Origin of the sequence: Microbacterium sp. ZKA21 (assembly GCF_050434165.1) — a bacterium.
GTDB lineage: Bacteria > Actinomycetota > Actinomycetes > Actinomycetales > Microbacteriaceae > Microbacterium.
The window spans coordinates 94863-114343 of sequence record NZ_JBNPVV010000008.1 but is presented as its reverse complement, the minus strand read 5'-3'; the positions used below and the strand labels follow the sequence as shown (position 1 = coordinate 114343).

Here is a 19481-nt window from a genome sequence, read left to right as displayed (position 1 = left end):
CACTCCGCGACCCAGTCTAGCCGAGGCGGTTGCCCTCAGCGCAGCTGCGCGAAGCGCTCAACCTCCCTGGTCGGGCCGACGACCAGGACGACGTCGCCCTCGCCGAGCACGGTGTCGGCCTGCGCGTTGCGCCACTCGCCGTCTGCGCCGCGGTAGGCGGCGATCGTCACGGCATGCGTCTTGCGCACGGCGCCCTCGGTGAGGGTGATCCCGTGCAGGAACTGCGGAGCGACGGTCTTGACGACGGCGTAGCCGTTGTCGATCTCGAGGTAGTCGGCCGCGGCTCCGCGGACCAGGTGCGCGACGCGCCGCCCCATGTCCTTCTCGGGATAGATCACTCTGTGCACCCCGAGCTGCTCGAGCACGGCGCCGTGCTGCTCGTCGACCGCTTTCGCCCAGATGACCGGGACGTTCAGCTGCAGCAGCAGGGATGCTGTGAGGATCGACGCGGTGATGTCGCTGCCGATGGCGACCACGACCCGGTCGAACTCGCCGATCGCGAGCTGCTGCAGCACGTCGAGCCGCGTGGAATCGGCGCGCACGACCTGGGTCAGCGCCCCGTTGAGCGACTGCACGACGGCCTCATCGGCATCCACTCCGAGCACTTCGGTGCCCGAGTCCATCAGCTCGAGCGCGAGCGATGTGCCGAAGCGCCCGAGCCCGATGACGGCCACGGAGTCGGCCTCGGCGATGCGGCGGGCATCCTGTCCGAAGGAGAGGAATCTGGTCATGTGCGATCCTTTCGAGTCCGTGCGCCGGCGTCAGCCGATCGCGGGACGTTCCTTGGGGAGTTCGTAGGCGGTCGCCCGCTCGCGCAGGGCGAGGGCGGAGCCGAGCGTCAGCGGGCCGATCCGGCCGAGGAACATGAGTGCGACGAGGATGAGCTGTCCGGCGGCGGGGAGATCGGCGGTGATGCCCGTGGACATCCCGACGGTGCCGAAGGCGGAGATGACCTCGAACAGCACCTGATCGAGATCGAGATCGGTGATCGCGAGGATCGCGATGACCCCCGCCATGATGGCGCCGATCGCCACGAGGACGACCGTGATCGCCTCACGGTGGACGGCGCGCGACAGTCGCTTGCCGAACACGTTCACCGCCGTGCCGCCGCGCAGCTCGGTGAGCATGATGAAGAACAGCACGGCGAAGGTGGTGACCTTGATGCCGCCGGCCGTGCCGGCCGGACCGCCGCCGATGAACATCAGCACGTCGGTGCCGAGCCACGTCTCGTCGTGCATCTGGGCGATGTCCACCGAGTTGAAGCCCGCGGTCCGGGCCTGGACGGCGTGGAAGAATCCGGCCAGGATCCGGGATGCCGGGTCGAGCCCGCCGAGGGTCGCGGGGTTGTCCCATTCCATGATGAGGACGTAGGCCGTGCCGAGGACGAGCAGCGTGACGGTGGCCCACAGCACGATGCGGGTGTTCATGGTCCAGTGCAGCGGCCGGCGGAACTCTCGGCGGAGCTGGCGCAGCACCGGGAAGCCGAGGCCGCCGAGGATGATCGCCGCGCAGATGGGCAGGCAGATCCACGGGTCGGACACGAAGCTCATGAGGCTGTCCGTGTACAGCGCGAATCCGGCGTTGTTGAACGACGACACCGAATGGAAGACCGCGTGCCATGCAGCCTTGCCAGGGGCGTAGTCGTAGGCGGTGAGGAAGCGGACGAACAGCAGGACGGCGACGACGGCCTCGATCGTGAGGGTCGTCAGCAGGATGCCGGTGGCGACGCGCTTCACGTCGCCGCTGCTGGTCGTCTTGGTCTCCGTCCCGGCGATCACGCGCGAGCGCACCGACAGCTTGCGCGCGAGAGCCAGGCCGATCAGCGAGGCGAACAGCATGATGCCCAGGCCGCCGAGCTGGATGAGCAGCAGGATCACGATCTTTCCGAACCCGCTCCAGTGCGTGGCGGTGTCGACCGTGATCAGGCCGGTCACGCAGACGGCCGACGTCGAGGTGAACAGCGCGTCCACGAAGCCGGTGCCCGTCGCTCGCGCCGACGAGACCGGGAGCATCAGCAGCAGCGTGCCGACCGCGATCGCCGCGCCGAACCCGGTTGCGATCGCCTGGGCGGGGGCGAGATGCCGACGCTTCGGCCGTGACGGGCGCTGCGGGATGCCGGTGTGAACCACAAGAGGGGACACTACGCGATCCTCACGGCGCGGATCAGCGTCCTAACGGGATCCATGCGTGCGGATCCGCACGGAATCCGCACGCGATGTCTGCGCTGGATGCACGATCTGCGTTCGAGTGAACGACCTGCGGACGTGCGCAGGTCGTTCACTCGATGCGATGTCGTTCGTTCGCGGAACGGTCAGACGAGTTCGCTGACCAGTGCCTCGATGCGGGCGCGGATCTCGTCGCGGATCGGGCGCACCGACTCGATGCCCTGACCGGCCGGGTCGTCGAGCGTCCAGTCCTCGTAGCGCTTCCCAGGGAAGAACGGGCACGCGTCGCCGCATCCCATCGTGATCACGACGTCCGACGCCTGGACGGCCTCGGTCGTGAGGATCTTGGGCTGCTCGGCGGTGATGTCGATGCCGAGCTCGGCCATCGCCTCGACCGCGATCGGGTTGATCTGGTCGGCAGGCATGGATCCGGCCGAGCGCACCTCGACGCGGTCGCCGGCGATGTTGCGCAGGAACCCGGCGGCCATCTGGGAGCGTCCGGCGTTGTGCACGCACACGAAGAGGACGCTGGGCTTGGTGGTGGTTTCGGTCATCATTTCTCCTGATCGAAGGGGATGGGTCAGTCCGTGAGGTCGTCGACGAGGATGCGCACGCGGTCCGCGATGTCGTCGCGGATGGCGGCGACGCCTTCGTCGGAGGCGAGCGCCGGATCTCCGACGGCCCAGTCGTCGTAGCGGACGCCGGGGATGATCGGGCAGACGTCGCCGCATCCCATGGTGATGACGACGTCCGCTGCGCGGACGGCATCGTCGGTGAGCGGCTTGGGGAAGCGCTCGGCCGCGAGCTCACCCTCGATCTCCGCGAGGATCGAGCGCACGTGCGGGTGGATGACGTCCGCAGGGCTGGACCCTGCGGAACGCGCGACCACCTTTCCGCCCGCCATCTGGTTCACCAGCGCAGCGGCGAGCTGCGACCGCCCGGCGTTGGCGACGCAGACGAACAGCACCTGCGGCACCGATGCGTCGCGGTCGCGGGTGAGGTCGGCCAGACGTTGACGAGCGAAGCGCTCGGTCAACGGGACGAGTGCGGAGTGCACTCGGGCGGTGCGGGCGAGCGACGTGTACGACTCGCGGACGATGGTGAGGACGACGTTCGGATCGAGGTCCGGGACCTCGGCGGCGAGCTCGTCCGCGAGATGCGTGATCCGCGCGTCGAAATCGGGACGGCCGGAATCCTCCGGGGCATCGCCCCAGGGCGCCACCGTCGCGGGCGCGAACGAGTCCAGAAGGGCGGTGACCGCACCACGACGGTTCGGGTTGATCTTGTACCAGACCCAGGTCCCCCGGCGCTCCGACGTCAGCACATCGACGTCCTTGAGCACCTTGAGGTGATGCGACACGGTCGGCTGCGACACATCGGCGAGTTCGGCGAGATCGCACACGCACGATTCGCCGCGCGGATCGGAGGCGATGGCCGACAGCATCCGCAGCCGCAGCGGGTCCGAGAGGGCCTTCAGCGTCGCGGCGACGGATGCCGCGGCATCCGCACCGATGGCGTGTGTGGCGACGGGGCTGCAGGTGTCCTCGACGGTCAGCGCGACGTTCATCTCGGCATCCTCTCTGCGGTGTACGGATCGGTGTGGAACCAGCGCCTCGCCGTCCAGAGCGAGACGTAGACGAGCCCGACGAGCACGGGCACCTCGATGAGGGGGCCGACGACGCCGGCCAGCGCTTCACCCGACGTCGCGCCGAACGTTCCGATCGCGACGGCGATCGCGAGCTCGAAGTTGTTGCCCGCGGCGGTGAACGCCAGTGTCGTGGATCGTGCGTATCCGAGACCGAGCGCCTTGCCGGTCAGCAGCCCGGCGAACCACATGATCGCGAAGTAGGCCAACAGCGGCATGGCGATGCGGGCGACATCCCACGGGTGCTGTGCGATCTGGTCGCCCTGCAGTGCGAACAGCAGCACGATCGTGAACAGCAGGCCGTACAGCGCCCACGGTCCGACGCGGGGGAGGAAGGTCTCCTCGTACCATTCGCGACCCCTGCGGCGCTCGCCGAGGTAGCGTGAGGCGAAACCTGCGACCAGGGGGATGCCGAGGAAGATCAGCACATTGAGGGCGATCTGCCAGACCGAGATCTCGAGCCCCTGGGTATCCAGGCCCAGCCAGCCGGGAAGGACCGTGAGGTAGAACCAGCCGAGCAACGAGAAAGCGATCACCTGGAAGACGGAGTTGATCGCGACGAGCACCGCCGCGGCCTCCCTGTCGCCGCACGCGAGGTCGTTCCAGATGACGACCATGGCGATGCAGCGCGCGAGTCCGACGATGATGAGCCCGGTGCGGTACTCGGGCAGGTCTGGCAGGAACGTCCACGCGAGCGTGAACATCAGCGCGGGCCCGACGAGCCAGTTCAGCACCAGCGAGGAGATCAGGAGCCTCTTGTCACCAGTGACGGCGGCCACCTTGTCGTAGCGGACCTTCGCGAGCACCGGATACATCATCACGAGCAGCCCGATGGCGATCGGGATTGAGATGCCGCCGACCTCGAGAGCGGCCAGGAGAGCGGAGAGACCGGGGACGAAGCGCGCCAGCAGGAGCCCGCCGACCATCGCGAGGCCGATCCAGAACGGCAGCCACCGGTCGAGCGGCGACAGCTTCCTGGTCGCGGGGGTGGTGGTCGTCGCGGTGGTCATGCGAAGACCTCCTCGGCCTCGGCCTCGGACAGTGCCGGAGCCGGGTTCTCGAGAGCGGCCAGGTAGTGCTGGGCATCCTGGGCGGCGGCGCAGCCGGTGCCGGCGGCGGTGATGGCCTGGCGGTAGGTGTGGTCGACGAGGTCGCCGGCCGCGAAGACGCCGGGGAGGCTGGTGCGGGTCGACGGGTGGTCGACGAGGACGTAGCCGTCCTGGTCGGTGTCGACGAGTCCCGTGACGAGCTCGGAACGCGGGTCGTGGCCGATCGCGACGAATGCACCAGTGACGGCCAGTTCGCGCTCGCCGCCGTTCACGGTGTCGCGCAGCGTGACCGACTCGAGCTTCTCGGCGCCGTTGAGGCGCGAGATCTCGCTGTTCCAGGCGACCTCGATCTTCGGGTGATCGAGCACGCGCTGCGCCATGATCCTGGAGGCGCGGAACTCGTCGCGGCGGTGCACGATCGAGACCTTGGCGGCGAAGCGGGTGAGGAACAGCGCCTCCTCCATCGCCGAGTCGCCGCCGCCGACCACCACGATCTCCTGCTCGCGGAAGAAGAAGCCGTCGCAGGTGGCGCACCAGGACACCCCGTGGCCGCTGAGGCGCTCCTCGTCGGCGACGCCGAGCTTGCGGTAGGCCGATCCCATCGTCAGGATGACGGCGCGAGCGCGGAACGTCTCTCCCGAGCCGGTCTCGATGGTCTTGATCGGTCCGTCGAGATCGACCAGCGTCGCATCGTCGAGGAGGATGCGGGCGCCGAAGCGCTCGGCCTGCGCGCGCATCGACTCCATGAGCTCCGGACCCTGGATGCCGTCGACGAAGCCGGGGAAGTTCTCCACCTCCGTCGTCGTCATCAGTGCACCGCCGGCGGTCACAGATCCGGCGAGCACGACGGGCGCCAGGCCGGCGCGGGCGGCGTAGACGGCGGCGGTGTAACCGGCGGGGCCGGAACCGATGATGACCAGTTCAACCTCTTGAATCGACATGTGTCTATATTGACATCTATCGAATCAATCGGCAACCCTCGTCGGAAGAGTTCACCGATCGGCCACCTCCGGTCGCGAGGATGAGCAAGACCCGCTGAGCCGAAACCGAAAGAGCCGTCATGTCCCATCCCAAGACCGTGCTGTTCATCTGCACCCACAACGCAGGGCGCTCGCAGCTCGGCGTCCATCTCCTCTCGCACGTCGGCGACGACCGTCTCGTCGCGACCAGTGCCGGGGTGAGCCCTGCGGACGAGATCAATCCCGCTGTCGCCGCATCGCTGCAGGAGCTCGGCATCGACACCTCGGCAGCTCAGCCTCGCGCGGTCACCGCAGACGACCTGCAGGACGCGGATGTCGTCGTGCTGATGAAGCCAGGACTCGCTCTGCCGGGACCGGTCGCCGGAGAACTCGTCGAGTGGTCGTTCCCCGACCCATCGAACTGGGAGGCGGACGGCGTGCGCGAACTCCGCGACGCGGTCGCGGATCAGGTCCGAGGACTCGCGGCCCGCCTCGCCGGCTGACGGCTCCGCCGCGTCAGCCGACGGCGACCGGTCGCGCGCCGATCTGCAGCACGGTCGGTGCTGCGCAGCAGCTGCCGCCGTTCTCGTCGAAGCCGCCCGATCCGCCGCAGACCCCGGTGTCCGGCAGGACGAGTTCGTTGCGGGCGGCCGCCTCGTGGTCGCCTGAGAGGTGCGCCGCGATGCTGCGCACCTGCTCGTATCCCGTCAACGCGAGGAAGGTCGGCGCGCGTCCGTAGGACTTCACCCCGGTGATGAAGAAGCCCTGCTCGGGCTGCGCGAGCTCGCGTGCGCCGGTCGCCGAGACGGATCCGCAGGAGTGGATGTTGGGATCGATCTCGGAGGCGATTCCGGCGACGGCCTCCAGTGCGGGGTCGAGATCGATGCGCAGTTCCCGCAGCATCTGCGTGTCGGGGCGGAATCCGGTGAGCGCGAACACCTGCGACACCTCTGCGACGTCCCGCCCGTCCTCGGCGACGATCGTCAGGCCGTCGCCGACCGCGCGGAACTCCGCGACGCGGAATCCCGTCACCAGGTTCACCAAACCCTCGTCGATCATCTTGCGGGCGCGGGATCCGAGTGCCGCACGCTCCGGAAGGTCATCGGCGGCCCCGCCGCCGAAGACGTTCGTCGCGCTGCCGCGACGCAACAGCCACGTGACTCGCGTTTCCGGCGACCGCCTGGCCAGTTCGCCCAGCCGGAGCACGGCGTGGGCCGCGGAGTGCCCGGCGCCGACGACGACCACGTGCGAACCGGCGAGCTCGGACACGTCGTCGGGGATGCGGTAGAAGATCCGATCGGATGCCGCGGCCTCGCCGAGTGCGGGGAAACCATCTGCGCCAGCGGGATTCGGGAGGCTCCACGTGCCGCTCGCGTCGATCACGGCGCGGGCGCTCAGTCGGCTCTCGCTGCCCTCGGTGTCACAGATGTGCAACACGAACGGCTGGCTCCGGCGGCCGCCGTCGACGACCTTGTCGCGACCCTGGCGCGAGATGCCGGTCACGGTCGCGCCGTAGGTGATGCGATCGCCGAGAGCATCCGCGAGCGGGGCGAGATACTCGCTCACCCACTGCGCACCGGTCGGGTACCCAGAGGCCGGAGCGCTCCAGCCGGTCGGCTCGAGGAGGCGCCGTGCCGCGGCATCCGTCAGCTCGGGCCAGGCCGAGAACAGTCGGACGTGACCCCACTCGGAGACCGCCGCCGCCGCGGTGCTCCCGCGCTCGAGGACCGCGACGGGGATGCCGCGTTCGATCAGGTGCGCGGCGGCGGCCAGGCCCTGCGGGCCTGCTCCGATGATCGCGACGGGCAGCTCGGTCATCAGCAACTCCTCGGATTGAAAAACTTCGATATGACGACTGTCGCGCACCTATCGAAGAATGTCAATACGTGGCATAGTGATCGCATGACGCTTCCCGTGACGATCGAGGCCGAAACCTGCTGCATGCCGCGCGTCGCCGATGCACTGACCGCCGACGAGGCTGCGGAGGTCGCGCGCGTCTTCAAGGCGTTGGGCGACCCCACGCGCGTGCGCCTGCTGTCGCTGATCGCCGCGAGCGACGGTGGTGAGGCCTGCATCTGCGACCTGATCGAGCCTGTCGGCCTCTCGCAGGGAACGGTCTCGCACCACATGAAGCTGCTGGCGGACGCGGGCCTCGTCACCCGGGAGCAGCGCGGCCGCTGGGCCTACTTCCGGCTGGTGCAGCCGGCGCTGGATGCCGCAGCCGGCGCATTGCGCGCCGGCTGAACCGCATCGTCAGCGCCTCTTCGCGGGGAGATCGATCGGGCCGGTCACCGACAGCTCGTCCTCCCAGCACTGGATGCCGGTGACCTCCGGCATCCTCGCCCGGGTGAAGACCGGATTGAGGCCGGCCTTGCGCTGCTGCGAGTAGTCCTTCAACAGCTTGAACGCGACGCCGGACAGGAGGGCGATCGCGACGAGGTTCACGAGCGCCATGAGACCCATGATCCCGTCTGCCGTGTTCCAGATCAGGTCGGCCGAGGCGATCGAGCCGACGAAGATGACCACGACCACGAGCGTGCGATAGGTCGTCAGTGCGGTGTGGCTCGTGGTGATGAACTCGATGTTCGACTCGCCGTAGTAGTAGTTGCCGAGGATCGAGCTGAACGCCAGCAGGAAGATGATGATGCTCAACAGCACGTTGGACCAGGAACCGAGGTTGCTGACGATGGCGTTCTGCGTGAGCTCGATGCCACGGTTCGCGTTCGCGAGATCCGGCGTGGCCACCAGGATGATGAACGCCGTGATCGAGCACACCAGGAACGTGTCGAAGTAGACGCCGAGCGTCTGCACGAGCCCCTGCTTGACCGGATGCGTGACAGCGGCCGTGGCACCGGCGTTCGGCGCCGAACCGAGACCCGCCTCGTTCGAGAACATGCCGCGCTTGACGCCGGTCATGATGATCGTGCCCAGTGTCGCGCCGACGATCTCGTTGAAGCCGAAGGCCTGCGTGTAGATCGAGGCGAACACCTCGGGGAGGCGTTCGATGTTCATGCCGACGATCACGAGGCCCACGAGCAGGTACAGCAGCGCCATGGCCGGGACGACGGCCTGAGTGACGCTCGCGATGCGGCGCACGCCGCCGAAGACGACGAGCGCGGTCAGCACGGCGAGGGCGATGCCGACGACCCACGGGATCCATGCGACCTCGCCGCCGAAACTCGACGACACCGTGGCGCTGATCGTGTTGGCCTGCAGCGAGCTGAACGCGAAGGGGAAGCAGACGATGAGGATGACGGCGAACAGGATGCCCATCCATCGAGCCTTGAGCCCGTGCTGCATGTAGTACGCCGGGCCTCCGCGGAAGCCGTCCTTGTCGCGCACCTTGTATGCCTGGCCGAGCGTGGATTCGATGAAGCTCGAGGCGCCGCCGACGAACGCCATGGTCCACATCCAGAAGATCGCCCCGGGGCCTCCGATCGCGATGGCGGTGCCGACACCCGCGATGTTGCCGACGCCGACACGCGATGCCGCGGAGATCGTGAAGGCCTGGAACGCCGAGACCGACTGCGGCTCGCCGTCGGCGTCCCGAGGGGTCTTGTCGGTGAGGGTGCGGAACATCTCCGGGATCATCCGGAACTGCACGACGCCGGACCGCAGCGTGAAGTACAGGCCGAGGATCACGAGCACCGGCAGCACGAGCCAGGTCCAGAGCTTGTCGCCGGCATCGAGTACGAAATCGTTGAGCGCGTCCATCCGGTCAGTATGGCGGTCGGGATGCGCTCCTGACCAGAGGGCGTGCCGGAACCGCGCATCATCCCCCGACGGTGCCGTGCCGGATCCCGTACGGTCCGTGCCGCGCACGGCGTGCCGTCGGCAGGGCACGCCGGACACGCCGTGAGCCGTCCGGGATCCGGCCCGCGGCCGCGGCTCCGGTCGACACGACTGTGGTCGCCGCGGCGATCGCCGGGCGTCAGCCGGCGGGCAGCAGTCGCGAGGTCGTTCCCCGCACGATCAGCTCGTAGGGCAGTTCGCCATGGGGTGCCGCCGACGCGGCATCCTCCAGCCCGGAGAGCACGGCGGCGGCGGCGAGCTCGCCCTGACCGATCGGGAACTGGTCGACGGTCGTCAGACGGAAGAACTCGCCGAGTTCGTGTCCGTCGATGCCGACGATGGAGAGGTCCTCCGGGACGCGGAAGCCCAGGTCGCGCGCGGCCAGAATCGCCCCGATCGCCATCTCGTCGGATGCCGCGAAGACCGCCGTGGGGCGCGGGCCAGGGCGCCCGAGCAGTTGCTTGGCGGCCCGGTAGCCACCCTCGACCGTGAAGTCGGCGGGCTCCAGGAAGGCGGGGTTCGCGGGGATGCCGGCATCCGCCAGCGCCTTCTCGAATCCCTGCCGGCGCTGGGTCGGGATATGGAAGTCGAGGTCGAATTCGGGATTCGCGCCGATGTGCGCGATGTCCGTGTGACCGAGGCCGAGCAGGTGCCGGGTCGCGAGTTCCGCGACGGCGACGTCATCGACCGTGAGGGTGTCCAATCGCGGGTTCGGTCCACCGATCGCGATCACGGGCAGGCCCAGGCTCAGCAGCTGGCTCGTCTCGTCGTCGTCCAGTTCGATCGAGACCGCGATGATCGCATCGACGCGCTGGCGGCGCAGCGCCGTCGCGAACACTTCGCGTCGCACGTCCCGGTCGGCGGTGATGTTGTACAGCGTGATGTCGTAGCCGTGCCGCATGAGGGCGCTGGAGACGCCGGACAGCACGGTGCTGAAGAACCAGCGATCGAGGAACGGCACGACCACACCGACATTGCGGGTGCGTCCGGACGCCAGCGACGACGCGCGCGAGGACACGACGTAGCCGAGCTTGTTGGCGGCCGAAAGCACGCGCTCACGGGATGCCGCCGAGACATGCCCGCGTCCGCTCAGCGCTCGCGAAACGGTCGCGGTGGAGACTCCGGCCAGCTTGGCGACCTCGTCGATGCTCGTCATCGTGCATTCTCTCGTTCTGTGTCGCGAGACTTGCCCTGCGGGGTGAGACGTACGTCGTGCGAGTACGTCTCACCCCGCAGGCGAAGTCTCGCGGTGCGGTTCTGGCGCAGGCGGTCAGGACAGGGTGTACCAGGCAGCGGTGTCGACCGGGAGCGTCGTGCCCTCGAACGGCTGGCTGCGCACCACGAACGTCGCCCCGGCCGGCAGCTCGATCGGCTCCGCGCCGAGGTTGACCGCGACGTGCAGGTCGCCACGGCGGAAGGCCACGGCATCCGCTCCGAGATCCTCCCAGACGAGCGAGCCGGAGCCGAGAGCGTACTCGCGACGCAGACGCAGCAGCTGCTTGTACAGCGCGAGCGTCGACGTCGGGTCGTTCTCCTCGGTGGAGCGGGCGTATCGCGCCCACTCGTCGGGCTGCGGCAGCCACGAGGCACCGGTGTCGTTGAAGCCGAACGCGGGGGCGTCGGCTTCCCAGGGCAGCGGCACGCGGCATCCGTCCCGGCCGTAGCGCTTGCCCTCGGTGCGGAACCAGGTGGGGTCCTGGCGGAACTCGTCGGGGATCTCCATCGCCTCGGGGAGCCCCAGCTCTTCGCCCTGGTAGAGGTACGACGAGCCGGGCAGCGACAGCATGACGGTCGTCGCCGCGCGTCCGCGGGCCAGGCCGATAGCGGTGTCCGGCTTGTTCGGCGTCAGCGGGCCGATGCCCTCGCCCTGCGGGTTGTCGTCGGTGAACGCGAGCCGGGTGACGTGACGGACGACATCGTGGTTGGAGAGCACCCAGGTGCTGGGGGCGCCGACCTTGCCGAACTCGTCCAGGGACTCGCGGATGACGGCGCCGAGCTGCTTCGCATCCCACGGGGTCATCAGATACGGGAAGTTGAAGGTCTGGTGCATCTCGTCGGGGCGCACCCAGAGGGCCGTCTTCTTCAGGGTCGGCAGCCAGGCCTCGCCGCACAGGGCGCGGTCGCCGTCGTACTCCGCCATGACCTGGTGCCAGTCGCGGTAGATGTCGTGGACCTCGTCCTGGCCCCAATACGGCACGTTCTCCTCGCCGCCGCCCATCGAGTCGGCATCGGCGACCGGCGCGTAGTCCGGCAGACCGGCTTCCTTGGCCATGCCGTGCGCGACATCCACGCGGAAGCCATCGACGCCGCGGTCCAGCCAGAAGCGCAGGATGGAGCGGAACTCCTCCTTGACCTCTTCGTTGGTCCAGTCGAAGTCCGGCTGAGAGGGGTCGAAGATGTGCAGGTACCACTGACCGGGCGTGCCGTCCGCCTCGATGATGCGCTCCCACATACCGCCGCCGAAGACGCTCTCCCAGTTGTTCGGGGGCAGCTCGCCGTTCTCGCCGCGGCCGTCGCGGAAGACGTAGCGTGCGCGCTCCGGGCTGCCGGGCGCGGCCTTCAGCGCCTGCTGGAACCAGACGTGCTGATCGGACGAGTGGTTCGGCACGAGGTCGACGATGACGCGGATGCCGCGCGCGTGCGCCTCGGCGAGCATCGTGTCGAAGTCGGCGAGCGTGCCGAAGATCGGGTCGACGTCGCGGTAGTCGGCGACGTCGTAACCGGCATCCTTCTGCGGCGACGTCATGAACGGGCTCAGCCAGATGGCGTCGATGCCGAGTTCCTTGAGCGACTCGAGGCGGCTCGTGATGCCGGGGAGGTCGCCGATGCCGTCTCCCGATGCGTCCGCGAAGGACCGCGGGTAGATCTGGTAGATCACGGCGCTGCGCCACCACTCGGCACCGGGTGCGGCGGACTGTTCAAGCTGAGTCATGCGAAGAGCCTACTGCAAGCGCTTACAGTTTTGCGAGCGTCTGTGCATCTGCGGGGTTCTGCGCCACTTCTCTGAGAATGCGACAGCTGATAACAGGCGCGAATTCAGAGAACTGTAGCAAAACCCCGGGCGGAAGCAGGTCAGGCGCCGCGCACCAGATTGATCGGCGGCTCGCCCGCCCGCATCCGCTCGATCTGAGTCCGGACGACGCGGGCGATGCGCGGATGCATGGCGTCGGACGATCCGCCGACGTGCGGGGCGATCAGGATGCCGTCCAGGCTCCACAGCGGGTGGCCGTCGGGCAGCGGCTCGGGGTCGACGACGTCGATCGCGGCGCGGATGCGTCCGCGGCGCGCGTGATCCACCAGCGCGTCGGTGTCGACGAGGCCACCGCGGCCCACATTGACGATGAGCGCCCCGTCGGGAAGCGCCGAGAGGGCTGCATCGTCGATGACGTGGCGGGTCTCCGGCGTGTAGGGGAGGCCGAGGATCACGATCTCGGCGTCGGGCAGCAGGGCGGGCAGCTCCTCGATCGCGTGCACGTCGACGGTGCCGAGGCTGTCGTGCTCGACCGTGCGCGCGCTGCGCGCGACCACGGTGAGGTCGACCTCGAAGCCGGCCAGCCGAGCGGCGACGGCCTGGCCGACGCCTCCGAAACCGATCAGCAGCACCCGGCGGTCGGCGAGGCCGGGGGACCACAGGCGTTCCCACGCGCCGCGGTCCTGCGAGCGCACGAACTCGGGGATGCGCCGCTGCGCGGCGAGAGCGAGGGCGAGGGCCTGCTCGCCGGTCGCCGTCTCGTGCACGGTCGCGGCGTTCGCGAAGCGCGCACCCGCCGGGATCTTGTCGATGACGCTTTCGTAGCCGATCATCTGCCCCTGGACGAGGTCGACGTCCACACCCGCGAGCGCACCGAGCGCCTCGCCGGTGTTCATGTACGGCGGCACGACGATGTCGAGGTGCTCGCGCGGCGCGGGGCCCTGCATGTCCCACACCAGAACCTCGACCCCGGCGGGGATCGGGGCGATGTCATCGGCGAGACGGGCAGTGGGGACGGTGACGACGAGACTCACATGTCGAGCCTATCCTCGGGGCCCCGACCCGGAGTAGCGTCAGGGGCACGCTTCGACGTGAGGATGCCGAGATGATTCCCGAGATCAACTACTGGGCCGTGCTGCTGGCGACGGCGTCGAGCATGGTGGTCGGCGCGATCTGGTACGCGCCGAGCGTCTTCGGCAAGCGCTGGGCGCGGCTCGCGCATGTCGACCTGGACAACCCGTCGCGGGGAGCGCTGTGGCCGATCGTGACGACGGTGTTGGTGAGCTTCGGCACGGCCTGGGTGCTCGCCGGAGCGGCCGCGATCGCCTGGCACTTCTATCAGGGTTCGTTCTTCTCGGCCACGTTCGTGACCGCGATCATGCTCTGGGGCGGGTTCACCGGCGCGCGGTTCATCACGCACGATGCGTTCGAGGGCCGGCCCACGCAGCTGACCACGCTGAACATCGCTCACGAGCTGGTCACGATCGTGATCATGGCGATCATCATCGGGGTGTGGCCGCCGGCGCTCGGCTGACGCGCAGCGGTCCCGCGCCCTCGCCGCGTCGCCCCCTCGCCCCGAAACGGGGGCCGACACGCCAGATGTCGGACGTTCTCGGGGAATCGGTCCGACATCTGGCGTGTCGGCCCCCGCGGTGAACGCCCGTTCCCGGGTGTACGCGCACGACGCGGGTGCACCCGCACGACGCGGGCACCAGTTCGACAGGATCGGCGGATGCGGCGTGCATCCGTTCTCCGGTCGTGCAGGCGTCCCCGCGTGAACGGAGACCTCGGGGGTTCCCGTTACGCGGCGACGCGGGCGACCGCGGCGATCGCGCTCGTGAAGAACGCCAGACCGTCGACGCCGCTGCGCATGGCAGATGCGGTGTCGGGGCCGAAGCCCGGCTCGGTGGCGTGCTCGGGATGCGGCATGAGGCCGACGACGTTGCCCGCCTCGTTCGTGACGCCGGCGATGTCGCGCAGCGAACCGTTCGGGTTGACGCCCGCGTATCGGAACGCGACGAGTCCTTCGCCCTCGAGGCGATCCAGGGTCTCCTCCGAGGCGATGTATCCGCCCTCGCCGTTCTTCAGCGGGATGACGATCTCCTGGCCGCGGCGGAACGCGTTGGTCCAGGCGGTGTCGGAGTTCTCGACGGTCAGCTTCTGGTCACGACGGACGAAGTGCTGGTGGTCGTTGCGGATCAGGCCGCCGGGCAGCAGGTGCGCCTCGACGAGCATCTGGAATCCGTTGCAGATGCCGAGCACGGGGAGGCCCTTCGCCGCGGCATCCTTGACCTCGGTCATGATCGGCGACAGTGCGGCGATCGCACCGGAGCGCAGGTAGTCGCCGTAGCTGAAACCACCGGGCAGGACGAGCGCGTCGACGCCCTCGAGATCGTGCGAACCGTGCCAGAGCGCGACCGGCTCCGCGCCGGCGAGACGCACGGCGCGCTGGGCGTCGCGGTCGTCCAGGGAACCGGGGAAGGTGATGACCCCGATCCGGATGCTCATTCGACGACCTCGATACCCACGACGTCCTCGATCACCGAGTTGGAGAGCACGTCCTCGGCCACCCGCTTCGCCTCGGCGAGCAGCTCGTCCGTGACCTCGCCCTCGACGGTGAGCTCGAAGCGCTTGCCGATGCGGACGTCGCTGAAGCCCTCGACACCGGTGCGCGCGAAGGCGCCGGCGACGGCCTTCCCCTGCGGGTCGAGCAGTTCGGACTTGGGCATGACGTCGACGACGATGGTGGGCATTCGAGGCTCCAGAAGTCGCGGGAAGGCGGGCGTGCCCAGTCTACTGCCCGTGCACGACGCACCCGGAACCCGCCTCTATGGCGCGAACGCCCGCGACACGCCGAGTCGCGGGCGCCGCAGCGCCATATGGACGGGTGGGTCAGGCGTGGAAGACCGTGTGCAGGTCGCCGATCGCGTCACGGCCGCCGAGACCGTCGATCTCGAACAGCACCGAGATCCCCGTGACGTGGCTGCCGAGCCGCTCCACGAGCTGGCGACCGGCCGCGAGGGTGCCACCGGTGGCGAGCACGTCGTCGATCAACAGCACGCGGGAGCCGGCCGGCAGGTCGTCGTGCATCTCGACGGTGGCGGTGCCGTACTCGAGCGCGTAGTCCACGGATGCCGCGGGCCGGGGGAGCTTCCCCGCCTTGCGGATCGGGATCAGTCCGACTCCGGCCTGGATCGCGGCGGCTCCGGCGAGGAGGAACCCGCGCGCCTCGATGCCGGCGACCACGTCGAACTGCCCGGCGAACGGCTCCAGGATCGCCTCCGTGGTGACGCGCAGCGCCTCGGCGTCCGCGAGCAGCGGCGTGATGTCGCGGAAGACGATGCCCGGTTCCGGGTAATCCGGGACGCTGCGGATCAGTGATTCGGCGCGGACGAGGGCGGGGGTGAGGGCACGGGAAGGCACGGCCCAAGGGTACGCCCGCTTCGGGCTTGACAGTCATGGGAGCGCTCCCATAGAGTGACTGCTCAGTTCGTGGGAGCGCTCCCACGGCATCCCGAAGCACGACACACTGCAACAGATTCCGCACAAAGGAGTGACACCGTGAACACACGCGCAAAGCGCCGGATGCTGGTCACCGCATCCCTCGCCTCCGTCGCAGCACTGGCTCTCGCCGGCTGCTCGGCCGGCGAAGAACCCGCCGAGGGGAGCTCGGACGAGAAGGTCACGCTGACCGTCACCACGTTCGGCACGTTCGGCTATGAGGACCTCTACAAGGAGTACGAGGAGCTGCACCCGAACGTCACGATCGAGGCCAGCAACATCGACACCGGAGGCAACGCCCGCACCGATGCCTTCACCAAGATCGCGGCCGGCTCCGGCCTCAGCGACATCGTCGCGATCGAAGAGGGCTGGCTCGGCGCCATCATGGAGGTCTCCGACACGTTCGTCGACCTGAAGGACTACGGCATCGAGGACCGCAAGGACGACTGGCTGGACTGGAAGTACGCCCAGGCGACGGATGCCGATGGTCGCGTGATCGGCTACGGCACCGATGTCGGTCCGACCGGCATCTGCTACAACGGCCCCGCGTTCGAGGCCGCCGGCCTGCCGAGCGATCGCGAGTCGGTCGCCGAGCTGCTCAACGGGGACTGGGAAAACTACTTCAAGGTCGGCCAGGAGTACACCGACAAGACCGGCAAGGCCTGGTACGACCACTCCGGCTTCGTCTGGAACTCGATGGTCAACCAGCTCGACGAGGGCTACTACACCGCTGACGGCGAGCTGAACGTGGAGGGCAACGACCTGCTCAAGGAGCGTTTCGAGCTTCTCGGTGCGGCCACCGAGGGCGGCCAGTCCGCCGCCCAGGCCGCCTGGGACTGGAACGGCGGCAAGTCGTTCGTCGACGGCACCTTCGCGACCTTCGTCTGCCCCGGCTGGATGCTGGGAACGATCGCCGGTCAGCTCGAGGCCGGTGGCGGAGACGCGTCGACCGGCTGGGACTTCGCCGACGTCTTCCCCGGTGGCCCGGCCAACTGGGGTGGCGCATGGCTGTCGATCCCGGAGAGCTCCGAGCACAAGGAGGCCGCTGCCGAACTCGCCGACTGGCTGACGCAGCCCGAGCAGCAGGTCAAGCAGTCCGCCGCTGCGGGCAACTTCCCGTCGACGGTCAAGGCGCAGGAGACCCTGGCGGCCGAGGCCACGCCGAACGAGCTGTTCAACGACGCTCCCACAGGGGCGATCCTCGCCGAGCGCGCCAAGGGCGTCGTCGCTCAGTTCAAGGGCCCGGACGACTCGGTCATCCAGGAGAACGTGTTCGGCCCCGCGCTGAGCTCGCTCGACCGCGGTGAGACCGACACCGCAGGCGCTTGGGACCAGGCGCTCTCGCTCCTCAACGAGCTCGTCGGCTGACACCCCTTCCTTCCGGTCGCAGTTCGCGTCGCCTCGGCATCCGCCTGAGCGGCACGGACTGCGACCGGAACCACGTCCGATCGCCCCAGACGGGAAAGACCATGACCCTCACCGCTCCGCCCGAGGAGCGCGTCGCCTCGGCTTCCGCCAGGCCCGCCGCCCGCCCCTCCTGGCGCCACCGCGTCTCGCGGTTCGACCAGAACGCGTCGCCGTACCTCTACGTGTCGCCGTTCTTCCTGCTGTTCGGCCTGATCGGGCTGTTCCCCCTGCTCTACACGGTGTACGTCGCCGTGCACGAGTGGGACCTCCTCAAGGGGGAGGGGCCGTTCGTCGGGTTCGAGAACTTCTCCGCGATCCTCGGCGATCCGATGTTCTGGAACTCGATCTTCAACACCCTGAGCATCTTCCTGCTCTCCGCGATCCCGCAGCTGTGCGTCGCGCTCGTGATCGCGTACCTGCTCGACCGCGGGCTCCGGGCCCCCACCTTCTGGCGGATGAGCGTGCTCATCCCGTTCGTGGTCACCCCTGTCGCCGTCGCCATCATCTTCTCCAGCGTGTTCAACGAGGCCGACGGCCTCGCCAACAACCTGCTCAACCTCATCGGCATCGTCGACCTGGAATGGAAGCACAACACCTTCCTCTCGCACATCGCGATCGCAACCATGGTGAACTTCCGATGGACCGGCTACAACGCCCTCATCCTGCTCGCCGCCATGCAGGCCGTGCCTCGCGATCTGTACGAATCGGCTGCGCTCGACGGCGCCGGCTCCGCGCGGCGGTTCTTCTCGATCACGATCCCCACGATCCGTCCGACGCTCATCTTCGTCATCATCACCGCCACGATCGGCGGCCTGCAGATCTTCGCCGAGCCGCGCCTGTTCGACGTGTCCACCGCCGGCGGCATCGGTGGCAGCGACCGTCAGTTCCAGACCACCGTGCTGTTCCTCTGGGAGCTCGCGTTCTTCCGCCGTGATCTCGGCGAGGCATCCGCCGTGGCGATCCTGCTCTTCCTGCTCATCGTCGGCATCGGCGTGATCAACTTCCTCATCTCCCGCGGCATCGCCTCCGGCGACGCGCCCAAGCGCAACCGCGCCGCCCGCCGTGCCGCCCGCACGACCGTCACCAAGGAGGACGCCCGATGACCGCCACGCAGGCCATGAGCGTTCCGGAGCGCATCCGTCGCCGCCGCAGTTCGAGTACCGGCACCGCAGGCATCGGCAGCCGCCCAGGGTTCCTCACCTACGGGCTGCTCGCAGCCTTCATCATCGGCAGCGTCTACCCGCTGTGGTGGTCGGTCGTGGTCGCCTCCGGCGACAACTCCACCCGTGGCGAGACGCTGCCGCTGATCCCCGGTGGCAACTTCTTCACGAACGCGGCCAAGGTCTTCGACGCCATCCCGTTCTGGCTCGCCCTGGGCAACTCGGTGATCATCTCGACGATCATCACGATCTCGGTGGTGACGTTCTCGACGCTCGCCGGCTACGCATTCGCGAAGCTGCGCTTCAAGGGGCGGGACGGCTTGATGGTGTTCGTGATCGCGACCATGGCGATCCCGACGCAGCTGGGCATCATCCCGCTGTTCATGCTCATGCGCGAGCTCGGCTGGACAGGATCGATCGGCGCGGTCATCGTTCCGACGCTCGTCACCGCGTTCGGCGTCTTCTTCATGCGGCAGTACCTCGTCGATGTCATCCCCGACGAGCTCATCGAGGCCGCCCGCATGGATGGCGCGAACCAGTTCCGCACGTTCCTCACCGTCGGCATCCCGGCCGCACGTCCCGCGATGGCGATCCTCGGTCTGTTCACGTTCATGACGGCGTGGACCGACTATCTGTGGCCCTTGATCGTGCTCTCCCCCTCGAACCCGACCCTGCAGACGGCGCTCAGCCAACTGCAGTCCGGGTACTACGTCGACTACTCGATCGTGCTCACCGGTGCGGTGCTCGCGACCCTGCCCCTGCTCATCCTCTTCGTGGTCGCGGGCAAGCAGCTGGTCAGTGGCATCATGGCGGGCGCGGTGAAAGGATGACC

General features: G+C 68.5%; 20 protein-coding genes. 6 read left to right on the top strand and 14 right to left on the bottom strand.

Features of this window, described 5'->3' with window-relative positions; all coding sequences use genetic code 11:
- Positions 1-35: 35 nt before the first annotated feature.
- The 6 genes from M2317_RS15785 to trxB all read right to left on the bottom strand — a co-directional run bounded on the left by M2317_RS15785 (position 36) and on the right by trxB (position 5800).
- Positions 36-731 carry a potassium channel family protein gene (locus M2317_RS15785; RefSeq protein ID WP_429461763.1) on the bottom strand — a complete coding sequence of 232 codons (696 nt, stop codon included), beginning with the start codon at positions 729-731 and terminating at the stop codon, positions 36-38.
- A 30-nt stretch (positions 732-761) separates the two neighbouring features.
- Entirely contained in the window at positions 762-2141 is a 1380-nt protein-coding gene (locus M2317_RS15780; protein ID WP_429461761.1) for a TrkH family potassium uptake protein, read from the bottom strand.
- 170 nt (positions 2142-2311) lie between these two features.
- A complete protein-coding gene (locus M2317_RS15775; protein WP_429461760.1) occupies positions 2312-2719 on the bottom strand; it encodes an arsenate reductase ArsC in 408 nt (135 codons plus the stop codon).
- Between the two features lie 26 nt (positions 2720-2745).
- Positions 2746-3732, bottom strand: coding sequence for a metalloregulator ArsR/SmtB family transcription factor (locus M2317_RS15770; protein ID WP_429461758.1), 987 nt, complete (start codon positions 3730-3732; stop codon positions 2746-2748).
- On the bottom strand, positions 3729-4820 hold the full coding sequence (arsB, locus tag M2317_RS15765; protein WP_429461757.1) for an ACR3 family arsenite efflux transporter: 1092 nt from the start codon (positions 4818-4820) through the stop codon (positions 3729-3731). The genes M2317_RS15770 and arsB overlap by 4 nt, the downstream gene beginning before the upstream one ends.
- Positions 4817-5800 (bottom strand): thioredoxin-disulfide reductase, encoded by a 984-nt coding sequence (gene trxB, locus M2317_RS15760; protein WP_429461755.1) that lies wholly within the window; start codon positions 5798-5800, stop codon positions 4817-4819. The genes arsB and trxB overlap by 4 nt, the downstream gene beginning before the upstream one ends.
- A gap of 119 nt (positions 5801-5919) precedes the next feature.
- Between trxB and M2317_RS15755 the strand changes: the two genes are divergently transcribed.
- A complete protein-coding gene (locus tag M2317_RS15755) occupies positions 5920-6321 on the top strand; it encodes a low molecular weight phosphatase family protein (RefSeq protein ID WP_429461754.1) in 402 nt (133 codons plus the stop codon).
- A 13-nt stretch (positions 6322-6334) separates the two neighbouring features.
- Here the strand turns inward: M2317_RS15755 and M2317_RS15750 are convergent, their stop codons facing one another.
- Positions 6335-7636: an NAD(P)-binding domain-containing protein gene (locus tag M2317_RS15750; RefSeq protein WP_429461752.1), complete on the bottom strand. Its 1302-nt coding sequence runs from the start codon at positions 7634-7636 to the stop codon at positions 6335-6337.
- An 84-nt stretch (positions 7637-7720) separates the two neighbouring features.
- On the opposite strand from M2317_RS15750, the gene M2317_RS15745 reads away from it, so the two are divergent.
- Entirely contained in the window at positions 7721-8062 is a 342-nt protein-coding gene (locus tag M2317_RS15745) for an ArsR/SmtB family transcription factor (protein ID WP_429461751.1), read from the top strand.
- 9 nt (positions 8063-8071) lie between these two features.
- On the opposite strand, the gene M2317_RS15740 is transcribed toward M2317_RS15745, so the two are convergent.
- The 4 genes from M2317_RS15740 to M2317_RS15725 all read right to left on the bottom strand — a co-directional run bounded on the left by M2317_RS15740 (position 8072) and on the right by M2317_RS15725 (position 13615).
- Positions 8072-9532, bottom strand: a complete 1461-nt coding sequence (locus tag M2317_RS15740) for an alanine/glycine:cation symporter family protein (protein WP_429461749.1) — start codon at positions 9530-9532, stop codon at positions 8072-8074.
- A 217-nt stretch (positions 9533-9749) separates the two neighbouring features.
- Positions 9750-10766 (bottom strand): LacI family DNA-binding transcriptional regulator, encoded by a 1017-nt coding sequence (locus M2317_RS15735; protein WP_429461747.1) that lies wholly within the window; start codon positions 10764-10766, stop codon positions 9750-9752.
- A 114-nt stretch (positions 10767-10880) separates the two neighbouring features.
- Positions 10881-12542: a glycoside hydrolase family 13 protein gene (locus M2317_RS15730; protein ID WP_429461745.1), complete on the bottom strand. Its 1662-nt coding sequence runs from the start codon at positions 12540-12542 to the stop codon at positions 10881-10883.
- Between the two features lie 140 nt (positions 12543-12682).
- Positions 12683-13615 (bottom strand): 2-hydroxyacid dehydrogenase, encoded by a 933-nt coding sequence (locus M2317_RS15725; protein WP_429461743.1) that lies wholly within the window; start codon positions 13613-13615, stop codon positions 12683-12685.
- Between the two features lie 71 nt (positions 13616-13686).
- Here M2317_RS15725 and M2317_RS15720 point away from each other — a divergent pair, with 71 nt between their 5' ends.
- Positions 13687-14115, top strand: a complete 429-nt coding sequence (locus M2317_RS15720) for a DUF1761 domain-containing protein (protein ID WP_429461741.1) — start codon at positions 13687-13689, stop codon at positions 14113-14115.
- Between the two features lie 266 nt (positions 14116-14381).
- Here the strand turns inward: M2317_RS15720 and purQ are convergent, their stop codons facing one another.
- From purQ to M2317_RS15705, 3 genes are all read right to left on the bottom strand, one after another.
- Positions 14382-15083, bottom strand: coding sequence for a phosphoribosylformylglycinamidine synthase subunit PurQ (gene purQ / locus M2317_RS15715; RefSeq protein ID WP_429461969.1), 702 nt, complete (start codon positions 15081-15083; stop codon positions 14382-14384).
- A 2-nt stretch (positions 15084-15085) separates the two neighbouring features.
- Positions 15086-15334: a phosphoribosylformylglycinamidine synthase subunit PurS gene (purS, locus tag M2317_RS15710; RefSeq protein ID WP_429461739.1), complete on the bottom strand. Its 249-nt coding sequence runs from the start codon at positions 15332-15334 to the stop codon at positions 15086-15088.
- Positions 15335-15473: 139 nt separating this feature from the next.
- On the bottom strand, positions 15474-16004 hold the full coding sequence (locus M2317_RS15705) for an adenine phosphoribosyltransferase (RefSeq protein WP_429461737.1): 531 nt from the start codon (positions 16002-16004) through the stop codon (positions 15474-15476).
- 138 nt (positions 16005-16142) lie between these two features.
- Between M2317_RS15705 and M2317_RS15700 the strand changes: the two genes are divergently transcribed.
- From M2317_RS15700 to M2317_RS15690, 3 genes are all read left to right on the top strand, one after another.
- Positions 16143-17450, top strand: coding sequence for an ABC transporter substrate-binding protein (locus M2317_RS15700; RefSeq protein ID WP_429461735.1), 1308 nt, complete (start codon positions 16143-16145; stop codon positions 17448-17450).
- A gap of 101 nt (positions 17451-17551) precedes the next feature.
- Positions 17552-18592: a carbohydrate ABC transporter permease gene (locus M2317_RS15695; RefSeq protein WP_429461733.1), complete on the top strand. Its 1041-nt coding sequence runs from the start codon at positions 17552-17554 to the stop codon at positions 18590-18592.
- Positions 18589-19479, top strand: a complete 891-nt coding sequence (locus M2317_RS15690; RefSeq protein WP_429461731.1) for a carbohydrate ABC transporter permease — start codon at positions 18589-18591, stop codon at positions 19477-19479. The genes M2317_RS15695 and M2317_RS15690 overlap by 4 nt, the downstream gene beginning before the upstream one ends.
- The last annotated feature ends 2 nt before the right edge of the window (positions 19480-19481 follow it).